Here is a 19,156-nt window from a genome sequence, read left to right on the forward strand (position 1 = left end):
CCGAATGTGCACGGCCTGGCGAAAGTCTTGTGGGCGGTGCGCTGCCCGACCCAGGTGGCTCCCGAGTGCGAGGGCTGCGCTACGGCGTGCGTCCCTGTGCGGAACCTTCCTTACGCCGGCGCCTTCGCGGTGGCAGTCGCATCGGCCGTTGTCAGGGCCTCGGCTGCCTCGCGGTCGGGCGCGAGCGGGTCGGTCACCGCGCCGGTCTCTTCATCGAACAGCCCCTGCGCCAGCCTGGTCACCCCTGCGGGGACCGGCGGCGCCAGGTCGGCCACGGCGCGAAGACCGGACAGGACGTCGTCGGGTCGAACGGCAGGCGTCACGTGCCGAACAACCAGCCGCAGTATCGCACAGGGCTGGTCCGTCGGCCTATCGGCCTGTGGATCCAGTGTCTCGAGGTGGACGACGGCGGAGCGGGCGTCGAAGGTGCGGACGCCGTTCTTCATCAGTCGCTGGACCTCGACGGTGTCGGCCGCCACGAAGGCGGCCACCGCGCGGTCGGCTTCCGCGGGGTCCACGCCCGGCAGGCGCATCTCCCACACGGAGGCCGTGAGCCGGTCGGCGAGTCCGGACGTCCGGGCCTCGACCGCGTCGACGATGTCGAGCCCGGTGGGCAACGACTCGTCGAGCAGCTCACGCAGCTTCTGCGGGTCCCGCGCCGCGGTGAGCGCGATCTCCAGGTACTCCGCCTCGCTGCCCGTGCCGGTGGGTGCGGCATTGGCGTACGACACCTTCGGGTGCGGCGTGAACCCCGCCGAGTACGCCATCGGCACCTCGGCACGGCGCAACGCGCGCTCGAAGGCACGCTGGAAGTCACGGTGGCTGGTGAACCGGAGGCGGCCGCGCTTGGTGTAGCGCAGGCGGATGCGCTGCACCGCGGGTGCGGGCGGCGGGCCTTCGGGCTGTCGCTTGCCCAGTGTCGTTCAGTCCTTCGTGAGAGCGGTCGTACTGCTATCAAGAGTACGTGTCCCGCGCCCGGAAGGTTCCCGCCGGGCCACGGGCTGCGGCTGCCGGGGCCCGCCGAACAGCAGCCGCCGCACGTCGGCGCGCGCCTGCCGCACGGACGCGCGGGCGGCGGCCAGGGCCTGTCGTCCGGTGCGGCCGGCGGCGCGCGCGGCCTCGGCGGCGGGCCGCAGCACGACGTCGCGGACGAGGTGCCCGACCGGCGTCAGCACCCGGCGGTACAGCCGGCGCGCCGGCTCCACGAAGATCCACCGCAGGAGGGTCCCGAGGATCCGTCCGGCGGCGAGCGAGAGGTGTCCGGCGATCCGCCAGGCGTGCTGCAGGGCGTCCCCCACCTCCCGTCCGACGGCGGCGAGGACCCGGCCGGCCGGCGCGAGGACCCACCGCCACAGGGCCGACGCGGGCAGCGTCACGAGCACGACGAGGACGCGGAGGACGCGGGCGACCAGGTGCAGGACCCGGCCGATCCCCGTGACGAGCAGGACGAGCAGCCGCCACACCCCCCGCACGCACCAGGCGATCGCCCGCCCGGCGGGGGCGAGGACCCAGGCGTACAGCCGACGGGCGGGTACGGCGACCAGGTACCGCGCCAGCCAGGCCAGGGCAGCGCCCAGACCGACGGCCGCGGGGGTGAGGACGTGCGCGTACAGCCAGGCCAGGGCGTGGCCGACGGGGGTGAGGAGGTGGCGGTGGCACCACACCGGCGGGGCCAGGACCAGCACTCTCACCAGCAGGGCCAGGGCCTTGCCGAGGGGGACGACGGCGTACCGCCACAGGCCCGCCAGGGGCAGGACCACCAGGATCCTGCCCAGCCACAGCAGGGCCCGGCCGAGCGGACGCAGCAGGATGTCGTTCAGGAGGCGGCCGGCGACGACGAGCGCGTCCCACGCCATGCGCACCGGCAGGACCAGTACGAGGGCGACGATCCGCACGGGCAGCCTGATCGCGACGACGAGACACCCCTCGGGCTGCTGCGGCGCGGGCTGCCGGACGGGGGGTTCACCGGACGGTTCGTCGAGGTCCATACCCATGAGGACGCCGCGGCGGCCCGTACGGATCCGTGTGTCCCCCGCGCGTCCCCGGCCGCGCGCCGCCGCCCGCGGGCCCGGCGCCGTCGGCCGCCCGACGCGCCCGCCCACGCACGCGAGAGGGCCCGGCCGCACCGTCCGGTGCCACCGGGCCCTCCCCCGCGCGGTGCCGCTACTTCACGACCGTCAGCGGCAGCAGCTTCTTGCCCGTGGGGCCGATCTGGATGGAGGTGTCCATGGCAGGACACACGCCGCAGTCGAAGCACGGCGTCCAGCGGCAGTCCTCGACCTCCGTCTCGTCGAGGGCGTCCTGCCAGTCCTCCCAGAGCCAGTCCTTGTCGAGGCCGGAGTCCAGGTGGTCCCAGGGCAGGACCTCCTCGTAGCCGCGCTCCCGGGTGGTGTACCAGTCGACGTCCACGCCGAGGGGGGCCAGGGCCTTGTCGGCGCAGCTCATCCAGCGGTCGTAGGAGAAGTGTTCGCGCCAGCCGTCGAAGCGGCCGCCGTCCTCGTAGACGGCGCGGATGACGGCGCCGATGCGGCGGTCGCCGCGGGACAGCAGGCCCTCGACGATGCCGGGCTTGCCGTCGTGGTAGCGGAAGCCGATCGAGCGGCCGTACTTCTTGTCGCCGCGGATCTTGTCGCGGAGCTTCTCCAGGCGGGCGTCCGTCTCCTCGGCGGAGAGCTGCGGCGCCCACTGGAAGGGGGTGTGCGGCTTGGGCACGAAGCCGCCGATGGAGACCGTGCAGCGGATGTCGTTGGCGCCGGAGACCTCGCGGCCCTTCTGGATGACGCGGGTCGCCATGTCGGCGATCTGCAGGACGTCCTCGTCGGTCTCCGTCGGCAGACCGCACATGAAGTACAGCTTCACCTGGCGCCAGCCGTTGCCGTACGCGGTGGCGACGGTGCGGATCAGGTCCTCTTCCGAGACCATCTTGTTGATGACCTTGCGCATGCGCTCGGAGCCGCCCTCGGGGGCGAAGGTGAGGCCGGACCGGCGGCCGTTGCGCGTCAGCTCGTTGGCCAGGTCGACGTTGAAGGCGTCCACGCGGGTCGAGGGCAGCGAGAGGCCGATCTTGTCTTCCTCGTAGCGGTCCGCGAGGCCCTTGGCGACGTCGCCGATCTCGCTGTGGTCCGCGGAGGACAGCGACAGCAGGCCGACCTCCTCGAAGCCGGTCGCCTTCAGGCCCTTCTCCACCATCTCGCCGATGCCGGTGATGGAGCGCTCGCGGACCGGGCGGGTGATCATGCCGGCCTGGCAGAAGCGGCAGCCGCGGGTGCAGCCGCGGAAGATCTCCACCGACATCCGCTCGTGCACCGTCTCGGCGAGCGGGACGAGGGGCTGCTTCGGGTACGGCCACTCGTCGAGGTCCATGACGGTGTGCTTGGACACCCGCCACGGGACGCCGGACCGGTTGGGCACGACGCGGGCGATGCGGCCGTCCGGCAGGTACTCGACGTCGTAGAAACGCGGGATGTACACGCCGCCGGTCTTCGCCAGGCGGAAGAGGACCTCCTCGCGGCCGCCCGGCCGGCCCTCGGCCTTCCACTCCCGGACGATCCTCGTCATGTCGAGCACGGCCTGCTCGCCGTCGCCGATGACCGCCGCGTCGATGAAGTCGGCGATCGGCTCGGGGTTGAAGGCCGCGTGGCCGCCGGCCAGCACGATCGGGTCGTCGAGACCGCGGTCCCGGGACTCCAGCGGGATGCCCGCCAGGTCCAGCGCGGTCAGCATGTTCGTGTAGCCCAGCTCGGTGGAGAAGGACAGGCCGAACACGTCGAAGGCCTTCACCGGGCGGTGGCTGTCCACGGTGAACTGGGGGACGCGGTGCTCGCGCATCAGGGCCTCCAGGTCCGGCCACACGCTGTACGTGCGCTCGGCGAGGACGCCCTCCTGCTCGTTGAGGACCTCGTAGAGGATCATGACGCCCTGGTTGGGGAGCCCGACCTCGTACGCGTCCGGGTACATCAGCGCCCAGCGGACGTCGCAGGACTCCCAGGGCTTGACCGTGGAGTTGAGTTCGCCGCCGACGTACTGGATCGGCTTCTGCACGTGCGGGAGCAGAGCTTCGAGCTGCGGGAAGACCGACTCGACAGACATCGCGAGGTTACCTTCGTGAGCTGGCTGGGGGCACCCCCGGCCGGAGGGGCTGGGGGAGGGTGACCATCTAGACTAACCCGCTCCCGGGGCGTCCCCGAACGCCGGAAGATCCCGGCGGCTCAGACCGCCGGCGCCGTGCCGATCGTCTCCCACGCCCGCGGCAGCGCCGCCTCCGCCAGTTCCGCCCGGCGTTCCTCCCTGCCGTGGAGCAGTCCGTAGGTGAAGGCGCTCTCCCCCGCCGCGTGCGCCCGGGCGGCGAGGTCGCGCAGGGCCGCGCGGGCCATCACGCTGTCCTGGTGGTCGCCGAGCAGGTTCTGGAGGGACTTCATGTGGCGGACCAGGTCGGCGGCGGGCGCGCCGAGCGCCGGCGCGGCGGCCTCGGCGCAGTAGCGGGTCCGCTTGGCCTTCTTGCGGGCCTCGTGCAGGGCCAGGTCCCGGCCGGTGCCCGGCGGCTGTGCGAGCGCCTCCTCGACCAGCGCGGCGACCCGCGCGAAGTCCTTGCGCACGGCCTTGGCGAGCACCTTCTCCGGAGCGCCCGCGGCGGCCGGCAGCAGGGGCGGTTCGCCGACCAGCCGGTCCAGCGCGTCCAGCAGCGCCAGGTACCGCGCGCCGTCCAGTACGGCGATCAGGCGTCGGCGTGAGCCGCCGCCGCCGGCCCGCGCCCAGGTGCGGAGCCGTTTGCGGACGGGGCCGACCACCAGGGGGCGCGGCAGGGCGTCCAGGACGGTCGTCAGCCGGTCGGTGAGCACCTCCTGGTCGCGGTCCACGCCCAGTTCCGCGGCGAGCCACTTCAATTCCCCGCCGAGCGGGTCGGTGACCGTGCGGTCGAGGACCTTGGCGTAGGAGCGGAGGGCGCTGCGCGTCCGGCGGGTGGCGACGCGCATGCCGTGCACCGAGTCGGGCAGTTCCCGGCGGACGGCCGGATCCAGTGCGACGATCGCGTCCCGCTGGGTGCGCAGGTACGCCAGGACGTGCTCCCCGGCGGTCGCCTCGGCGCCGGAGGCGGTCTCGCCGGTGGCGCGCCTGCCGTCGGCCTGCGGTTTCCGCTTCGGTCCGCCGTTCTTCCTCCGGCGCGGTTCCGTCTCCGCCAGGGCGCGCGCCAGCTTCGACGCCGACCCGGACGGCCGTACGCCCGCCCCGCGCAGCCGCGTCTCCACCTCGTCGAGGAAAGCGGGGTCGCCGCCGTCGGCGAGTTCCACCTCGATCTCGGTCCAGCGGGCGGAGCCGCCGTCCCCGGTCAGCCGGTCGGCGCGCACCGCGTCCGCGCTGACCTCGGCGAGCAGCCGGCCCTCGGCGTCGACCAGTTCGCGGACGTCGCGGGCGGAGCGGAGCCGGACGACCGGTACCAGCTCGGCGTCCCGCACGCGGGAGCGGACCAGGCCGGCGAGGGCGGGCGGGAGGGTGTCGGACAGCGGTGCCCGGATCTCGTCGCGGACGCCGGGGGCGACGGGGAACTTCAGGTGCCAGCCCGCGTCGGAGCCGCCGGTGCGTCGCCGCAGGGTGAGGGAGGCGGCGAGGAGCCGCGCGTCGGCGGTGTCGTAGTAGGTGGCGTCCAGTTCGGTGACGCCCTTGTCGAGGACGGCGGCGACCCCGGCGAGGCCCGTCAGGTCGGGCAGCCCGCCGCCGTCGGATGCGTACTTGCGCTCGACCTCGCGTTTCGTCTCCGTCATGACCCGAATCTAGTGGCGGTCGAGCCCGGACCGGCAGGGCCGACCGGGCTCGACTTCCTCCGCGTGCGGGCCCGGGGCGCGGACGGGGGCGCGGTGCGGGCCGCTCAGGCCGACATGGGCCGCTGGACCCGGATCGACTGCAGCAGTCCGACCGCCACCCACACCGCGAACATCGACGTGCCGCCGTAGGAGACGAACGGCAGGGGCAGGCCGGTGACCGGCATGATGCCGAGGGTCATGCCGATGTTCTCGAACGACTGGAAGGCGAACCAGGCGACTATCCCGGCGGCGACGATCGTGCCGTACAGCTCGGTCGTCTCGCGGGCGATGCGGCAGGCCCGCCACAGGACGACGCCGAGCAGCACGATGATGAGGCCGCCGCCGACGAAGCCCAGTTCCTCGCCGGCGACGGTGAACACGAAGTCCGTCTGCTGTTCGGGCACGAACTGGCCGGTCGTCTGCGAGCCCTCGAACAGCCCGGACCCGGTCAGCCCGCCCGAGCCGATGGCGATGCGCGCCTGGTTGGTGTTGTAGCCGACACCGGCGGGGTCGAGGCTGGGGTTGGCGAAGGCCGCGAAGCGGGCGATCTGGTAGTCGTCCAGGATGTGCAGCTGCCAGACGGCGAGCGCGCCGGCGGCGCCCGCCCCGAGCAGCCCGAAGACCCACCGGTTGGAGGCGCCGGAGGCCAGCAGCACGCCCAGCACGATGATGACCATGACCATGACCGACCCGAGGTCGGGCATCAGCATGACGACCAGCATCGGTACGGCGGCCAGGCCGAGTGCCTGGAGGACCGTGCGGTGGTCGGGGTAGAGCTTGTCGCCGGCGTCGACCCGGGCCGCCAGCAGCATGGCCATGCCCAGGATGATCGTGATCTTCACGAACTCCGAGGGCTGGAGCGAGAAGCCGCCGCCGAGCTGGATCCAGGAGTGCGCGCCGTTGACGGTGGAGCCGAGCGGGGTGAGCACCAGCAGGATCAGCAGGACCGACAGGCCGTACAGGACCGGTACGGCGTTGCGCAGCGTGCGGTGGCCGAGCCAGACCGTGCCGATCATCAGGGCGAACCCGATGCCGGTGTTCAGCAGGTGCCGCAGCAGGAAGAAGTACGGGTCGCCCTGGTTGATCTCGGTGCGGTTGCGGGTCGCCGAGTACACCAGCAGGGAGCCGATCAGCGACAGCGCGACCGCCGCCAGCAGTATCGGCCAGTCCAGGCGCCGCGCCAGCGAGTCGCGGGCGAAGAGCCGCGTCCAGCCGGCCCGTTCGGGTCCGTACCCGGAGACGGAGAAGCCGTTCGCGCCGCTCATGTGCACTTCCTCCGGCTTCCCCGCCGGCGTCCTCGCCGCCGCGTGTCACGGTTGGTGGCCTCGGGTGAGGCGGTGGTCGCTCCCTGCTGCGTCCCGTCCGGGGCGGGGGTGGCGGTCCCGGTGGCCTTCTGGTACTTCTGCTGTTCCTTCGCCGGGTCCTTGGAGATCTTCGGGGACGCGATGGTGCCGTCCGTCTTGATCTTCGGCAGGGTCTTCTGCGGGGTGGGCAGCAGGGCGTTCTTCTCGTTGATCACGCCGTCGTCGGAGACGCCGTACAGGGCGTCGTATATGTTCCGCACGGCCGGGCCGGAGGCCCCGGAACCCGTACCGCCCTGGGAGATCGTCATCACGATCGAGTAGTCCTTGGTGTACGTGGCGAACCAGGACGTCGTCTGCTTGCCGTAGACCTCGGCGGTACCGGTCTTGGCGTGCATCTCGATCTTGTCCTGCGGCCAGCCGCCGAAGCGCCAGGCCGCCGTACCGCGGGTGGCCACGCCGGCGAGGGCCTCGTCCATCTGGGCCAGGGTCTGCTTGGTGACGGGCAGTTTGCCGTGCGCCTTCGGCTCGATCTCCCGGACCGTCTTGCCGTCGGGGCTGACGACGGCCTTGCCGACCGTGGGGTCGTACAGGGTGCCGCCGTTGGCGATGGCCGCGTAGATGGTGGCCATCTGAACGGGGGTCACCAGGGTGTCGCCCTGGCCGATGGAGTAGTTGATCTCGTCACCGGCGCGCATCTTGTTGCCCTCGAGGCAGTTCTCGTACGCGATCTTCTCGACGTAGCTGCCGTCCTTCTTGCCGGTCTTGCACCAGCCGTCCTTGTTGGCGTCCCAGTAGGACTGCTTCCACTGACGGTCGGGGACGCGGCCGCTGACCTCGTTGGGGAGGTCGATGCCGGTCTCCTTGCCGAGGCCGAACTGGTGGGCGGTCTTGTAGAAGTAGTCCTTCGGCTTGCCCTTGGGGTCGATGCCGCCGTCCTTCTGCCACTGCTGGTGGGCGAGGGAGTAGAAGACGGTGTCGCAGGAGACCTCCAGGGCGCGGCCGAGGGTGATCGGGCCGTGGTTCTGGGACTCGAAGTTCTTGAAGACCTGGCCGCCGACCGAGTACGAGCTGGAGCAGTTGTACCGCCCGTCGAAGTCGTACCCCGCCTGGACCGCGGCGGCCGTGGAGACCACCTTGAAGATCGAGCCGGGGGCCGCCTGACCCTGTATGGCCCGGTTGAGCAGCGGGTAGTTGGAGGACTTGCCGGTGAGCTTCTTGTAGTCCTTGGCGGAGATCCCGCCCACCCAGGCGTTGGGGTCGTAGTTCGGATTGGACGCCATGGCGACCACGCGGCCGGTCCTGGCCTCCATCACGACGACCGCGCCCGCGTCGGCCTTGTAGTTTTCGTTGGTGTTCTTGTCGAACTGCTTGCGGGCTTCCTTCATCGCCTCGTTCAGCTCGTACTCGGCGACCCGCTGGACGCGGGCGTCGATGCTGGTGACGAGGTTGGAGCCGGGCTGCGCCGGGTCGGCCTCGGCCTCGCCGATGACCCGGCCGAGGTTGTCGACCTCGTAGCGGGTGACGCCGGCCTTGCCGCGCAGTTCCTTGTCGTACTGGCGCTCCAGACCGGACCGGCCGACCTGGTCGGAGCGCAGGAAGGGCGAGTCGGTGTCCTGGGCCTTGGTGATCTCCTCGTCGGTGACCGGGGAGAGGTAGCCGAGGACCTGGGCGGTGTTGGCCGCGCCGGGGCTCGCGTAGCGGCGGACGGCCTCGGGTTCGGCGGTGATGCCGGGGAAGTCCTCGGCGCGCTCGCGGATCTGGAGGGCCTGCTTGGGTGTGGCCTCGTCGGTGATGGGGATGGGCTGGTAGGGCGAGCCGTTCCAGCAGGGCTGGGGGGTCTCCGCGTCGCACAGCCGGACCTTCAGCGTGACGTCCTCGGCGGTCATGCCGAGGACGCCGGCGAGCTTGGACAGGACGGCCTTGCCGTCGTCCTTCTGCTTCAGCAGCTCGGTGCGGGAGGCGGAGACGACGAGCCGTGTCTCGTTGTCCGCGAGGGGGACTCCCCGGGCGTCCAGGATGGAGCCGCGCACGGCGGGCTCGACGACCTGCTGGACGTGGTTGCCGGAGGCCTCCTTGGCGTACTCCGCGCCCTCACGGATCTGGAGGTACCACAGCCGGCCGCCGAGGGTGCCGAGGAGGGAGAGGACGAGGATCTGGATCACGACGAGCCGGATCTGGACCCGTGGGGTCCTCCCGGTCTCGGGAATGTTGGTCACTGCGGCGGTCTCCCCCTCTCAGTGCGCGGACGCGTGTGCCCGGATGCGAGTGCCTGTGGGTGTGGATGTGCCTGTGGACGTGGGTGCGGGTGTGGATGTGTCTGTGGGTGTGCGTGTGCCTGCGGGTGTGCGTACGCATGATGAACGATCCGCCTGTGAGGCCCCGTTCCGCCGCGGCGACCCCGTCCGGGTGAACCCGCGGGCGTCACCCGCTCGCGGGACACGGCCCGTGCCGCCGCCCGCACCGTGCCCCGCGGCGTCGTCCGCACACGGGACACGACCGCCGCCGTCACCCGTCCTCGGCTCCCCCGCGTTCACAGCCGCTTGACCCCCTTGATGCGCCCGGCACGGGCCGTCCGGGAGCGGGCCACCTTCGTCTTCAGGCCGCCGCGCCGGCCGCCGATCCGCAGGCCGGTGCCGGAGGAGAGCCACCCGGAGGAGATGTCGGGCGACGTGGCGGCGGCGTTGGTCTCGGCGAGCGGGTCGTTGTCCGCGCGCCGGGCCAGGAACATCACGCCCGGCACGACGAAGGGGGCGAGCAGCAGGTCGTACAGGGCCGCCGAGAACAGCAGGCCGGTGAGGCCGACGTGGCGGGCGGCGGTGTCGCCGACGAGGGCGCCGACACCGGCGTACAGCAGGGTGGAGCCGATCGCGGCGGCGACCACGACGAGCATCGGGCCGGTGGCCGACTTGATGCGGCCGTTCTCCGGCTTGACGAGCCCGGCGAGGTAGCCGATGACGCACAGCACGAGGGCGTAGCGCCCGGCGGCGTGGTCGGCGGGCGGGGCGAGGTCGGCGAGCAGTCCGGCGCCGAAGCCGATGAGGGCGCCGCCGACGTGGCCGTAGACCAGGGCGAGGCCCAGGACGGTGAGGAGCAGCAGGTCGGGGACGGCGCCGGGCAGGTGCAGGCGGGCGAGGACGCTCACCTGGATCACCAGGGCGACGATGATCAGCGGGACGGAGAGCAGGATCCGGTTGACGCGCATGGGGTAGTCAGCTCCTACTGCTCTTCCTGGCCTTCGACGGGTGCGTTCGCGTTCGGGGTGACCGTGACGGTCACCGTCGGCGTGGGGACCGGCTTGGGCTTGGTGGGCAGCACGGTGTCGCGCGGGTCCTTCTTCGGGGCCTCGACGACGACGCCGACGATGTCGAGCTTGGTGAAGCTGACGTACGGCGTGACGTAGAGGGTGCGGGTGAGGTCGCCGCCGGACGGGTCGACGCGGGAGACCACGCCGACCGGCACGCCGGGTACGAACGGCTTGTCGGCCTGCGAGCCGAAGGTGACCAGGCGGTCGCCCTTCTTCACCTCGGCCTTGCCGTTGAGGAGTTCGACGCGCAGCGGGCGGTCGCCCTGTCCGGAGGCGAAGCCCAGCTCGTCGGAGGCCTCCATGCGGGTGCCGACGGTGAAGTCGGGGTCGCTGGCGAGCAGGACGGTGGCGGTGTCCGGTCCGACGGTGGTGACCCGCCCGACCAGTCCGTCGCCGTTGAGGACCGTCATGTCGCGCCTGATGCCGTCGTCGGCGCCGACGTCGATGGTGACGGTCCAGGAGAAGCCCTGGGCCGCTCCGATCGCGATGACCTCGGCGCCCTTGATGCCGTACTGGCCGGCGCCGGCGGTCTTGAGGATCTTGTCGAGCTGCGCCAGCCGGCTGCGGTTGCGGTCGTCGCTGCCGAGTTTCGCCTTGAGCGCGGCGTTCTCCTTCTCCAGCACGGCGAGCCGGTCGTGGCGCTCACCGGAGTCGCGTACGGCGGAGACGGCGTCGCCGACGGGGTCCACCGCCGACGCCACCCCGTCCTCGACCGGCCCGAAGGCCGCGGCCGCGGCCTGCCGGGCACCGTCGACCGGGGAGTCCTCCCCGCCGCGGATGTCCACCGTGATCAGCGCGAACGCGACGGCGATCAGCAGCACCAGGAGCAGCCGGCTCTCTCGTGTGTCCCTCACGTGCGGCGGCCGTGCCCTTCCTCATAGGAATGCGGGAATTCGGATGGCCCCGGGAAGATCCGGGGGCGCGGTGTGCGGTGCTCGGGGGGAGGCTTGAGGATCTCATGCCTCGGTACCGACGATCCGCCGCACGAGAGGTGATCGTCCCGTACGGCGGAATCGAGGCGTCAGGTCATCTGCGGGGCGCGGCGTCCAGGACCTGCTGGAGCGCCTCGAACTCCTCGACGCACTTGCCGGATCCGAGCGCCACGCTGTCCAGCGGGTCCTCGGCGATGTGGATGGGCATGCCGGTCTCCCGGCGCAGCCGCTCGTCCAGCCCGCGCAGCAGGGCTCCGCCGCCGGTCAGGACGATCCCGCGGTCCATGATGTCGCCGGACAGCTCCGGCGGGCACTTGTCGAGGGTGGTCTTCACGGCGTCGACGATCGCGTTGACGGGCTCCTCGATCGCCTTGCGCACCTCGGCGGCCGAGATGACGACGGTCTTGGGCAGCCCGGAGACGAGGTCCCGGCCGCGGATCTCGGTGTGCTCGTCGGATTCGAGCTCGTACGCCGAACCGATCGTGATCTTGATCTGCTCCGCCGACCGCTCACCGAGGAGGAGGCTGTACTCCTTCTTGATGTGCTGGATGATCGCGTTGTCCAGCTCGTCGCCCGCGACGCGGATGGACTGGGCGGTGACGATGCCGCCGAGCGAGATGACCGCGACCTCCGTGGTGCCGCCGCCGATGTCCACCACCATGTTGCCCGTGGCCTCGTGGACCGGCAGGCCGGAGCCGATGGCGGCGGCCATGGGCTCCTCGATGATGTGCACCTGCCGGGCGCCGGCCTGGGTCGACGCCTCGATGACGGCGCGGCGCTCGACGCCGGTGATGCCGGAGGGCACGCAGACGACGACGCGCGGCCTGGCCAGGTAACGCCGCTTGTGGATCTTCAGGATGAAGTAGCGGAGCATCCGCTCGGTGATCTCGAAGTCGGCGATGACGCCGTCCTTCAGCGGACGCACGGCGACAATGTTGCCAGGGGTCCGTCCGATCATCTTCTTCGCTTCGGCGCCGACCGCGAGGATGCCACCGGTGTTGGTGTTGATCGCGACGACGGACGGCTCGTTGAGTACGATCCCACGACCCCTGACGTACACCAGCGTGTTGGCGGTCCCGAGGTCGACAGCCATGTCACGGCCGATGAACGACATTGAGTTCCCCATCAGGATTCGACTGGCCTTCCCGTGAGCTCGTGAGGGCTTTTCAGGTCGGCGAGGTGGGCGCTGTGACGTGAAGGCTTACATCGTAGACGCGCCTGCACGAACACTGCGCGAGGGTCTTCGCCATTGTCAGCAGATGCCGCGGCGCCCCGCTTGTGGAGACGGGCCATCGGGGGCCCGCGTTCCCCCGATCGGCACGCATATGCCGAGGGACGGCCGAAATCGTACGGCCGTCCCTGGTCGGGCGACGGGGCGAGGTGACGGACCCTCAGAAAAATTCTTGAAACCTCCGCGTCCGGCGGGGCCGGGGAGCACCGCCGGGCGGTTCGGAACCGCCCGGTTCGCTCGGTTCGCCCGGCCGCTCCCGGATCAGGCGCGCCCGGGGAAGAAGATCTTCACCTCGCGCTCGGCGGACTCCTCGGAGTCGGAGGCGTGGATGAGGTTCTCGCGGACGATCACGCCGAAGTCCCCCCGGATGGAGCCGGGCGCGGCGGCGATCGGGTCGGTCGGACCGGCCAGGGCGCGCACGCCCTCGATGACCCGCTCGCCCTCGACGATCAGGGCGACGACCGGCCCGGAGGACATGAACTCCACCAGCGGCTCGTAGAAGGGCTTGCCCTTGTGCTCGCCGTAGTGCTGCTCCAGGGTGTCCTGGTCCAGGGTGCGCAGTTCCAGCGCGGTGATCTGCCAGCCGGCCTTGCGCTCGATACGGCTGATGATCTCGCCGGTCAGGCCACGACGGACGGCGTCGGGCTTGAGGAGGACGAGGGTGCGCTGGCTCACGGGGTGACTCCTTCTGGTGCCGGTGTGCGGTGGGACGAGGCTACAGGGCGTGTCCGAGCCCCTGTCACACAGCGTCAGCGGTGCCCGAGGGGGAGGCGGCGGCCTGCGCGGCGAACCTCGCCTTCGCCTCGTCGATCTTGCGCCCGTAGTGCACCGACGCCCACCACAGGGCCCCGAAGAGCACGCCGAGGATGAACATCATCGGCACGACGAAGCCGCTGAGGACGAGGGCGACCTGGAGCGCCCAGCCGAGGGCGACTCCGCCGGGCCGGGTGACCACGGCGCACAGCAGCACGCAGAGGAACATGGCGATGCCGCACACCGTCCACACCGTGGACGTGGTGAGGTCGGCGTCCTTCATGGCGACCAGACCGGCGAAGCCGATGATGAAGAACTCGCCGATCAGGGTGGAGGAACAGAGCGTACGCATGGTGGGAGACCTCAGCCCTTCCCCAGGAGCAGCCGGGCTTCCCCGACGGTGATGACGGAACCGGTGACCAGGACGCCGCCGCCGGCGAACTCGCCCTCCTCCTCGGCGAGCGTGATCGCCGCCTCCAGGGCGTCGGGCAGCCGCGGCTCGACCTGGACGCGTTCCTCGCCGAACACCTCGACGGCGATCGCGGCCAGCTCGTCCACGTCCATGGCGCGGTGGCTGGTGTTCCGGGTGACGACGACCTCGGCGAAGATCGGCTCGAAGGCCTCGAGCAGCCCTCGCACGTTCTTGTCGCCGCTGGCGCCGACCACGCCGATCAGCCGGCTGAAGTCGAAGGCCTCGCCGACCGCCTCGGCGGTGGCGCGGGCGCCGGCCGGGTTGTGGGCGGCGTCGAGCACGACGGTCGGGGAGCGCCGGACGACCTCCAGGCGGCCCGGCGCCGACACGGCCGCGAAGGCCTTGCGCACGGTGTCGATGTCCAGCGGTTCGGGCCGCTGGGCGCCCACGCCGAAGAACGCCTCGACGGCGGCGAGGGCCACGGCCGCGTTGTGCGCCTGGTAGGGGCCGTGCAGCGGGAGGTACACGTCGGGGTACTCGCCGCCGACGCCGCGCAGGGTGAGCAGCTGCCCGCCGACGGCGACCTGGCGGGAGACGACCCCGAACTCCAGGCCCTCGCGGGCGACCGTGGCGTCCACCTCGACGGCCTTCTTCAGCAGGACCTGGGCGGCGTCGACGGGCTGCTGGGCGAGGATCACGGTCGCGCCCCGCTTGATGATCCCGCTCTTCTCCGCGGCGATCTCGGCGGGCGTCCCGCCGAGCCGGTCGGTGTGGTCGAGGTCGATGGGGGTGACGACGGCGACGTCCCCGTCGATCACGTTGGTGGCGTCCCAGGAACCGCCCATGCCCACCTCCACGACGGCCACGTCCACGGGGGCGTCGGCGAAGGCGGCGTACGCCATGCCGGTGAGCACCTCGAAGAAGGACAGCCGGTACTCCTGGGCCGCGTCGACCATCTCCACGTACGGCTTGATGTCGTGGTAGGTCTCGATGAAGCGTTCGGCGGAGACGGGGGCGCCGTCGAGGCTGACGCGCTCGGTGATCGACTGCACGTGCGGGGAGGTGTACCGCCCGGTGCGCAGGTCGAAGGCGCCGAGGAGGGCCTCGATCATGCGGGCGGTGGAGGTCTTGCCGTTCGTCCCCGTGATGTGGACGGCGGGGTAGGCCCGCTGCGGTTCGCCCAGGACGTCCATGAGGGCGGCGATCCTGGCGACGGACGGCTCCAGCTTGGTCTCGCCCCAGCGGGTGGCCAGCTCCGCCTCGACCTCGCGCAGGGCCTTGTCGACCTCGGGGTCCGCGGGCCGGGCGGGCACGTCGGACTCGGGCGGGCCGCCCAGGGTGCGCAGGGTGCGGCTGCCGGCCTCGATCACCGCGAGGTCGGGGTCGCGGTCGGTCTCGGCCGCGATGATCTCCTCGAAGGAGTCGAGGGCATCGGGCTGGTCGTCGTCGTTGCCGTTGGGGGGGAGCTCGCTCACGGGGCCAGTCTACGGACGACCACCGACGAAGGCGGGCGAAGGCCCCCGGAGCTGTGCGTTCCGGGGGCCTTCGCCGACATGCGGGACTTTCGGGGCGCGCCCTACGCCTGCGGCAGCCGGTCCAGCTGGGCCTGGATGCGGGCGATGTCCTCGTCCGCCTTCGCCAGCCGGGCGCGGATCCCGTCGACGACCTTGTCGGGCGCCTTGGCGAGGAACGCCTCGTTGCCGAGCTTGCCCTGGGCCTGGGCCTTCTCCTTCTCGGCGGCGGCCAGGTCCTTCGCCAGCCGCTTGCGCTCCGCGGCCACGTCGATCGTGCCGGACAGGTCGAGGGCGACCGTGGCGCCCGAGACCGGCAGGGTCGCCGTCGCCGAGAAGTCCTCGCCCTCCGGCTGGAGCCGCAGCAGCTGGCGGATGGCCGCCTCGTGCGGGGCGAGCGCGGTGCCGTCCAGTTCCAGGCGGGCCGGGACCCGCTGGCCGGGCTGGAGGCCCTGGTCGGCGCGGAACCGGCGGACCTCGGTGATGACGGACTGGAGCGTCTCGATCTCGCGTTCGGCGTCGGCGTCGCGGAAGCCGCTGTCCGCCGGCCACTCGGCGACGACGACCGACTCGCCGCCGGTCAGCGTCGTCCAGAGGGTCTCCGTGACGAACGGGACGACCGGGTGCAGCAGCTTCAGGGTGACGTCGAGGACCTCGCCGAGGACGCGCTTGCTGACCTCGGCCGGTTCGCCGCCCGCCTGGAACGTCGTCTTGGACAGCTCGACGTACCAGTCGAAGACCTCGTCCCACGCGAAGTGGAAGAGGGAGTCGGAGAGCTTGGCGAACTGGAAGTCGTCGTAGAACGCGTCGACCTCGGCGACCACCGAGTTGAGGCGGGACAGGATCCAGCGGTCGGCCGCGGACATGGCCGAGGCGTCCGGCAGCGGGCCCTCGACCGTGGCGCCGTTCATCAGCGCGAAGCGGGTGGCGTTCCAGATCTTGTTGGCGAAGTTGCGGGAGCCCTGGACCCAGTCCTCGCCGATGGGGACGTCGACGCCCGGGTTGGCGCCGCGGGCGAGGGTGAAGCGCAGGGCGTCGGAGCCGTACTTGTCCATCCAGTCCAGCGGGTTGACCGCGTTGCCGAAGGACTTGGACATCTTCTTGCCGAACTGGTCGCGGACCATGCCGTGCAGGGCGATGGTGTGGAACGGCGGGGTGCCGTCCATCGCGTACAGGCCGAACATCATCATCCGGGCGACCCAGAAGAAGAGGATGTCGTAGCCGGTGACCAGGACGGAGTTCGGGTAGAACTTCGCGAGCGACTCGGTCCGTTCGGGCCAGCCGAGGGTGGAGAACGGCCACAGGCCGGAGGAGAACCAGGTGTCGAGGACGTCGGTGTCCTGGTGCCAGCCCTCGCCGGTGGGGGCCTCGTCGTCGGGGCCGACGCAGACGGTCTCGCCGTTCGGCCCGTACCAGACGGGGATGCGGTGACCCCACCACAACTGCCGCGAGATGCACCAGTCGTGGAGGTTGTCGACCCAGTCGAAGTACCGCTTCTCCATCTCCTGCGGGTGGATCTTGACGCGGCCGTCGCGGACGGCGTCGCCGGCGGTCTTCGCCAGCGGGCCGACCTTGACCCACCACTGCATCGACAGGCGGGGCTCGATGGTGGTCTTGCAGCGCGAGCAGTGGCCGACGCTGTGGAGGTAGGGCCGCTTCTCGGCGACGATCCGGCCCTCGGCGCGCAGCGCGGCGACGATGGCGGAGCGGGCCTCCAGGCGGTCCAGGCCCTGGAAGGGGCCGTGGGCCGTGATGACGGCGTGCTCGTCCATGACGGTGAGGGACGGCAGGCCGTGGCGCCGGCCGATCTCGAAGTCGTTCGGGTCGTGGGCCGGGGTGACCTTGACGGCACCCGTGCCGAACTCGGGGTCGACGTGCTCGTCGGCGACGACGGGGATGGAGCGGTCGGTCAGCGGCAGCCTGATCAGCTTGCCGACCAGGTGCCGGTAGCGCTCGTCGTCGGGGTGGACGGCGACGGCCGTGTCGCCGAGCATCGTCTCGGCGCGGGTGGTCGCGACGACGATGGTGTCCTCGCCCTCGCCGTACGTCATGGAGACGAGCTCGCCCTCGTCGTCCTGGTAGTCGACCTCGATGTCCGAGATGGCGGTGAGGCAGCGCGGACACCAGTTGATGATGCGCTCGGCGCGGTAGATCAGCTCGTCGTCGTAGAGCCGCTTGAAGATGGTCTGGACGGCCTGCGAGAGGCCCTCGTCCATGGTGAACCGCTCGCGCGACCACGCGACGCCGTCGCCGAGGCGCCGCATCTGGCCGCTGATCTGCCCGCCGGACTCGCCCTTCCACTGCCAGACGCGCTCGACGAAGGCCTCGCGGCCCAGGTCGTGCCGCGACTTGCCCTCCTTGCCCAGCTCGCGCTCGACGACGTTCTGGGTCGCGATGCCGGCGTGGTCCATGCCGGGCTGCCACAGCGTCTCGAAGCCCTGCATGCGCTTGCGGCGGGTCAGGGCGTCGATGAGGGTGTGCTCGAAGGCGTGGCCGAGGTGCAGGCTGCCCGTGACGTTCGGCGGCGGGATGACGACGGTGAACGGCGGCTTGTCGCTCTTGGCGTCGGCCTCGAAGTAGCCCCGCTCGACCCAGCGCTCGTACAGCGGCGCCTCTACGTCGGCCGGCGCGTACTGGGTCGGCAGTTCGGTCGTGGGCGCTGAGGGCTGCTGCTGAGCGTTGTCGGTCACGGGGCCAGTTTAGGGGTGTCACCACGCCGTCCCGAAACGCGTTTGTTCTGTAACGGTGAGGTCCCCGGCGCCGGGGCCGCACCGGGATTGAGTCAAGATGTGAAAATCGCATAAGTACCTGGAGGGGAACCCCGTCATGAGCTACAACCAGCCGGGCCCGTACGGCGGGCAGCAGCCTCAGCAGCCCGGCCCGTACGGCCAGCAGCCCCAGCAGCCCGGCCCGTACGGCCAGCCCCCACAGGCTCCCCAGCCCGGCTACGGCTACCCCCAGCAGCCCCCGCAGGCCGCCCCGCCCCAGGCGCCCTACGGCCAGCAGCCCCAGCAGCCCGGCCCGTACGGTCAGCAGCCGCCCACCCCGCCCTACGGCCAGCAGCCTCCCTACGGCCAGCAGCCTCCCTACGGCCAGCAGCCGCCGTACGGCCAGGCCCCCTACGGCATGCCCCAGCCGCCGGCCCCGGGCGGCGGCAAGAAGAAGGCGGGCATCGTCATCGGCGCGGTCGCGGTGGTCGCGGCGCTCGGCGTGGGCGCGGCCCTCCTCCTCGGCGGCAGCGGGGGCTCGGGCGGCCTGGAGGACGACGGCGCGCACAAGCTGACGACGCCGGAGACGGTGCTCGACGAGTACCAGCGGGTCGGCAAGGGCAACCAGGTCAGCGACTCCGACAACGCCAAGGACATGGAGAAGAGCGGCGTCAAGGGCGGCACGGCGGTCCTCGGCCAGTGGTCGACCGCCGACTTCAGCGACTACGACCCCCAGGACCCCTCCACGCTGCCCGACAAGGCCGAGCTGCTGACCGCCAAGGGCATGACGATGGTGGGCGGTTACGGGGAGATCGCCGACCCGCAGCAGACGCTGGACAAGTTCTTCGCCTCCATCCAGAAGCAGGTCAAGGACAGCTCCACCAGCGACACCGGAGCCATGCAGAACGCGGAGCTGGTCGGTGATCCGGAGGAGGTCGAGATCGACGGCGCGGTCGCCAAGTGCCAGTCGACGAAGAGCACCAACGCGCTCACCAAGAAGGAGTCGACCGACTGGTTCTGCGCCTGGGCCGACTACAGCACGGTCGCCATGGTCTCGCCGGGTGACAACACCGGCACGGGCGTCGGCAAGGACACCGCGGTCGACCTCACCGCGAAGCTGCGGGAGCAGATCCGCGTCAAGGCCTGACGCGCCCGCCGCACGACGGACGCCGGCGGACACGACGGACGCCGGCGGACACGAAG

Annotated in this window: 14 protein-coding genes; 1 reads left to right on the forward strand and 13 read right to left on the reverse strand. The window is 71.5% G+C overall.

Going from position 1 to position 19,156, the window contains the following annotated elements; genetic code table 11:
• Positions 1–110 precede the first annotated feature (110 nt).
• The 13 genes from ACF09K_RS06005 to ACF09K_RS06065 all read right to left on the reverse strand — a co-directional run bounded on the left by ACF09K_RS06005 (position 111) and on the right by ACF09K_RS06065 (position 17,935).
• Positions 111–875 (reverse strand): TIGR03936 family radical SAM-associated protein, encoded by a 765-nt coding sequence (locus tag ACF09K_RS06005; RefSeq protein WP_392241282.1) that lies wholly within the window; start codon positions 873–875, stop codon positions 111–113.
• Between the two features lie 48 nt (positions 876–923).
• The gene (locus ACF09K_RS06010; RefSeq protein WP_392241283.1) at positions 924–1,988 is read right to left on the reverse strand and encodes a hypothetical protein; all 1,065 of its coding nucleotides are present in this window, start codon (positions 1,986–1,988) and stop codon (positions 924–926) included.
• A 175-nt stretch (positions 1,989–2,163) separates the two neighbouring features.
• A complete protein-coding gene (locus ACF09K_RS06015) occupies positions 2,164–4,089 on the reverse strand; it encodes a TIGR03960 family B12-binding radical SAM protein (protein WP_392241284.1) in 1,926 nt (641 codons plus the stop codon).
• A 119-nt stretch (positions 4,090–4,208) separates the two neighbouring features.
• A complete protein-coding gene (locus ACF09K_RS06020) occupies positions 4,209–5,759 on the reverse strand; it encodes a CHAD domain-containing protein (protein WP_392241285.1) in 1,551 nt (516 codons plus the stop codon).
• Between the two features lie 104 nt (positions 5,760–5,863).
• Positions 5,864–7,063 carry a rod shape-determining protein RodA gene (rodA, locus tag ACF09K_RS06025; protein WP_392241286.1) on the reverse strand — a complete coding sequence of 400 codons (1,200 nt, stop codon included), beginning with the start codon at positions 7,061–7,063 and terminating at the stop codon, positions 5,864–5,866.
• Positions 7,060–9,318 carry a penicillin-binding protein 2 gene (mrdA, locus tag ACF09K_RS06030; protein ID WP_392241287.1) on the reverse strand — a complete coding sequence of 753 codons (2,259 nt, stop codon included), beginning with the start codon at positions 9,316–9,318 and terminating at the stop codon, positions 7,060–7,062. The genes rodA and mrdA overlap by 4 nt, the downstream gene beginning before the upstream one ends.
• Before the next feature lie 314 nt (positions 9,319–9,632).
• The gene (gene mreD / locus ACF09K_RS06035; RefSeq protein ID WP_392241288.1) at positions 9,633–10,304 is read right to left on the reverse strand and encodes a rod shape-determining protein MreD; all 672 of its coding nucleotides are present in this window, start codon (positions 10,302–10,304) and stop codon (positions 9,633–9,635) included.
• Between the two features lie 14 nt (positions 10,305–10,318).
• On the reverse strand, positions 10,319–11,260 hold the full coding sequence (mreC, locus tag ACF09K_RS06040) for a rod shape-determining protein MreC (RefSeq protein WP_392241289.1): 942 nt from the start codon (positions 11,258–11,260) through the stop codon (positions 10,319–10,321).
• A gap of 172 nt (positions 11,261–11,432) precedes the next feature.
• Positions 11,433–12,452 carry a rod shape-determining protein gene (locus ACF09K_RS06045; RefSeq protein ID WP_392241290.1) on the reverse strand — a complete coding sequence of 340 codons (1,020 nt, stop codon included), beginning with the start codon at positions 12,450–12,452 and terminating at the stop codon, positions 11,433–11,435.
• Between the two features lie 378 nt (positions 12,453–12,830).
• Positions 12,831–13,244: a nucleoside-diphosphate kinase gene (gene ndk / locus ACF09K_RS06050; protein WP_363088256.1), complete on the reverse strand. Its 414-nt coding sequence runs from the start codon at positions 13,242–13,244 to the stop codon at positions 12,831–12,833.
• 64 nt (positions 13,245–13,308) lie between these two features.
• Entirely contained in the window at positions 13,309–13,674 is a 366-nt protein-coding gene (locus ACF09K_RS06055; protein ID WP_392241291.1) for a DUF4233 domain-containing protein, read from the reverse strand.
• A gap of 11 nt (positions 13,675–13,685) precedes the next feature.
• On the reverse strand, positions 13,686–15,209 hold the full coding sequence (locus ACF09K_RS06060; RefSeq protein WP_392241292.1) for a bifunctional folylpolyglutamate synthase/dihydrofolate synthase: 1,524 nt from the start codon (positions 15,207–15,209) through the stop codon (positions 13,686–13,688).
• 101 nt (positions 15,210–15,310) lie between these two features.
• Positions 15,311–17,935, reverse strand: coding sequence for a valine--tRNA ligase (locus ACF09K_RS06065; protein ID WP_392241293.1), 2,625 nt, complete (start codon positions 17,933–17,935; stop codon positions 15,311–15,313).
• 136 nt (positions 17,936–18,071) lie between these two features.
• On the opposite strand from ACF09K_RS06065, the gene ACF09K_RS06070 reads away from it, so the two are divergent.
• Positions 18,072–19,100 (forward strand): hypothetical protein, encoded by a 1,029-nt coding sequence (locus ACF09K_RS06070; protein ID WP_392241294.1) that lies wholly within the window; start codon positions 18,072–18,074, stop codon positions 19,098–19,100.
• The last annotated feature ends 56 nt before the right edge of the window (positions 19,101–19,156 follow it).

This window comes from Streptomyces sp. NPDC014882 (genome assembly GCF_043081325.1).
Lineage (GTDB): Bacteria > Actinomycetota > Actinomycetes > Streptomycetales > Streptomycetaceae > Streptomyces.

What these genes read in the sequence shown, in the direction of transcription:
- ACF09K_RS06010 (WP_392241283.1), bottom strand. Translation starts at nt 1,988, where the DNA reads ATGGACCTCGACGAACCGTCCGGTGAACCCCCCGTCCGGCAGCCCGCG.
- ACF09K_RS06015 (WP_392241284.1), bottom strand. Translation starts at nt 4,089, where the DNA reads ATGTCTGTCGAGTCGGTCTTCCCGCAGCTCGAAGCTCTGCTCCCGCAC.
- ACF09K_RS06020 (WP_392241285.1), bottom strand. Translation starts at nt 5,759, where the DNA reads ATGACGGAGACGAAACGCGAGGTCGAGCGCAAGTACGCATCCGACGGC.
- rodA (WP_392241286.1), bottom strand. Translation starts at nt 7,063, where the DNA reads ATGAGCGGCGCGAACGGCTTCTCCGTCTCCGGGTACGGACCCGAACGG.
- mreD (WP_392241288.1), bottom strand. Translation starts at nt 10,304, where the DNA reads ATGCGCGTCAACCGGATCCTGCTCTCCGTCCCGCTGATCATCGTCGCC.
- ACF09K_RS06045 (WP_392241290.1), bottom strand. Translation starts at nt 12,452, where the DNA reads ATGTCGTTCATCGGCCGTGACATGGCTGTCGACCTCGGGACCGCCAAC.
- ACF09K_RS06055 (WP_392241291.1), bottom strand. Translation starts at nt 13,674, where the DNA reads ATGCGTACGCTCTGTTCCTCCACCCTGATCGGCGAGTTCTTCATCATC.
- ACF09K_RS06070 (WP_392241294.1), top strand. Translation starts at nt 18,072, where the DNA reads ATGAGCTACAACCAGCCGGGCCCGTACGGCGGGCAGCAGCCTCAGCAG.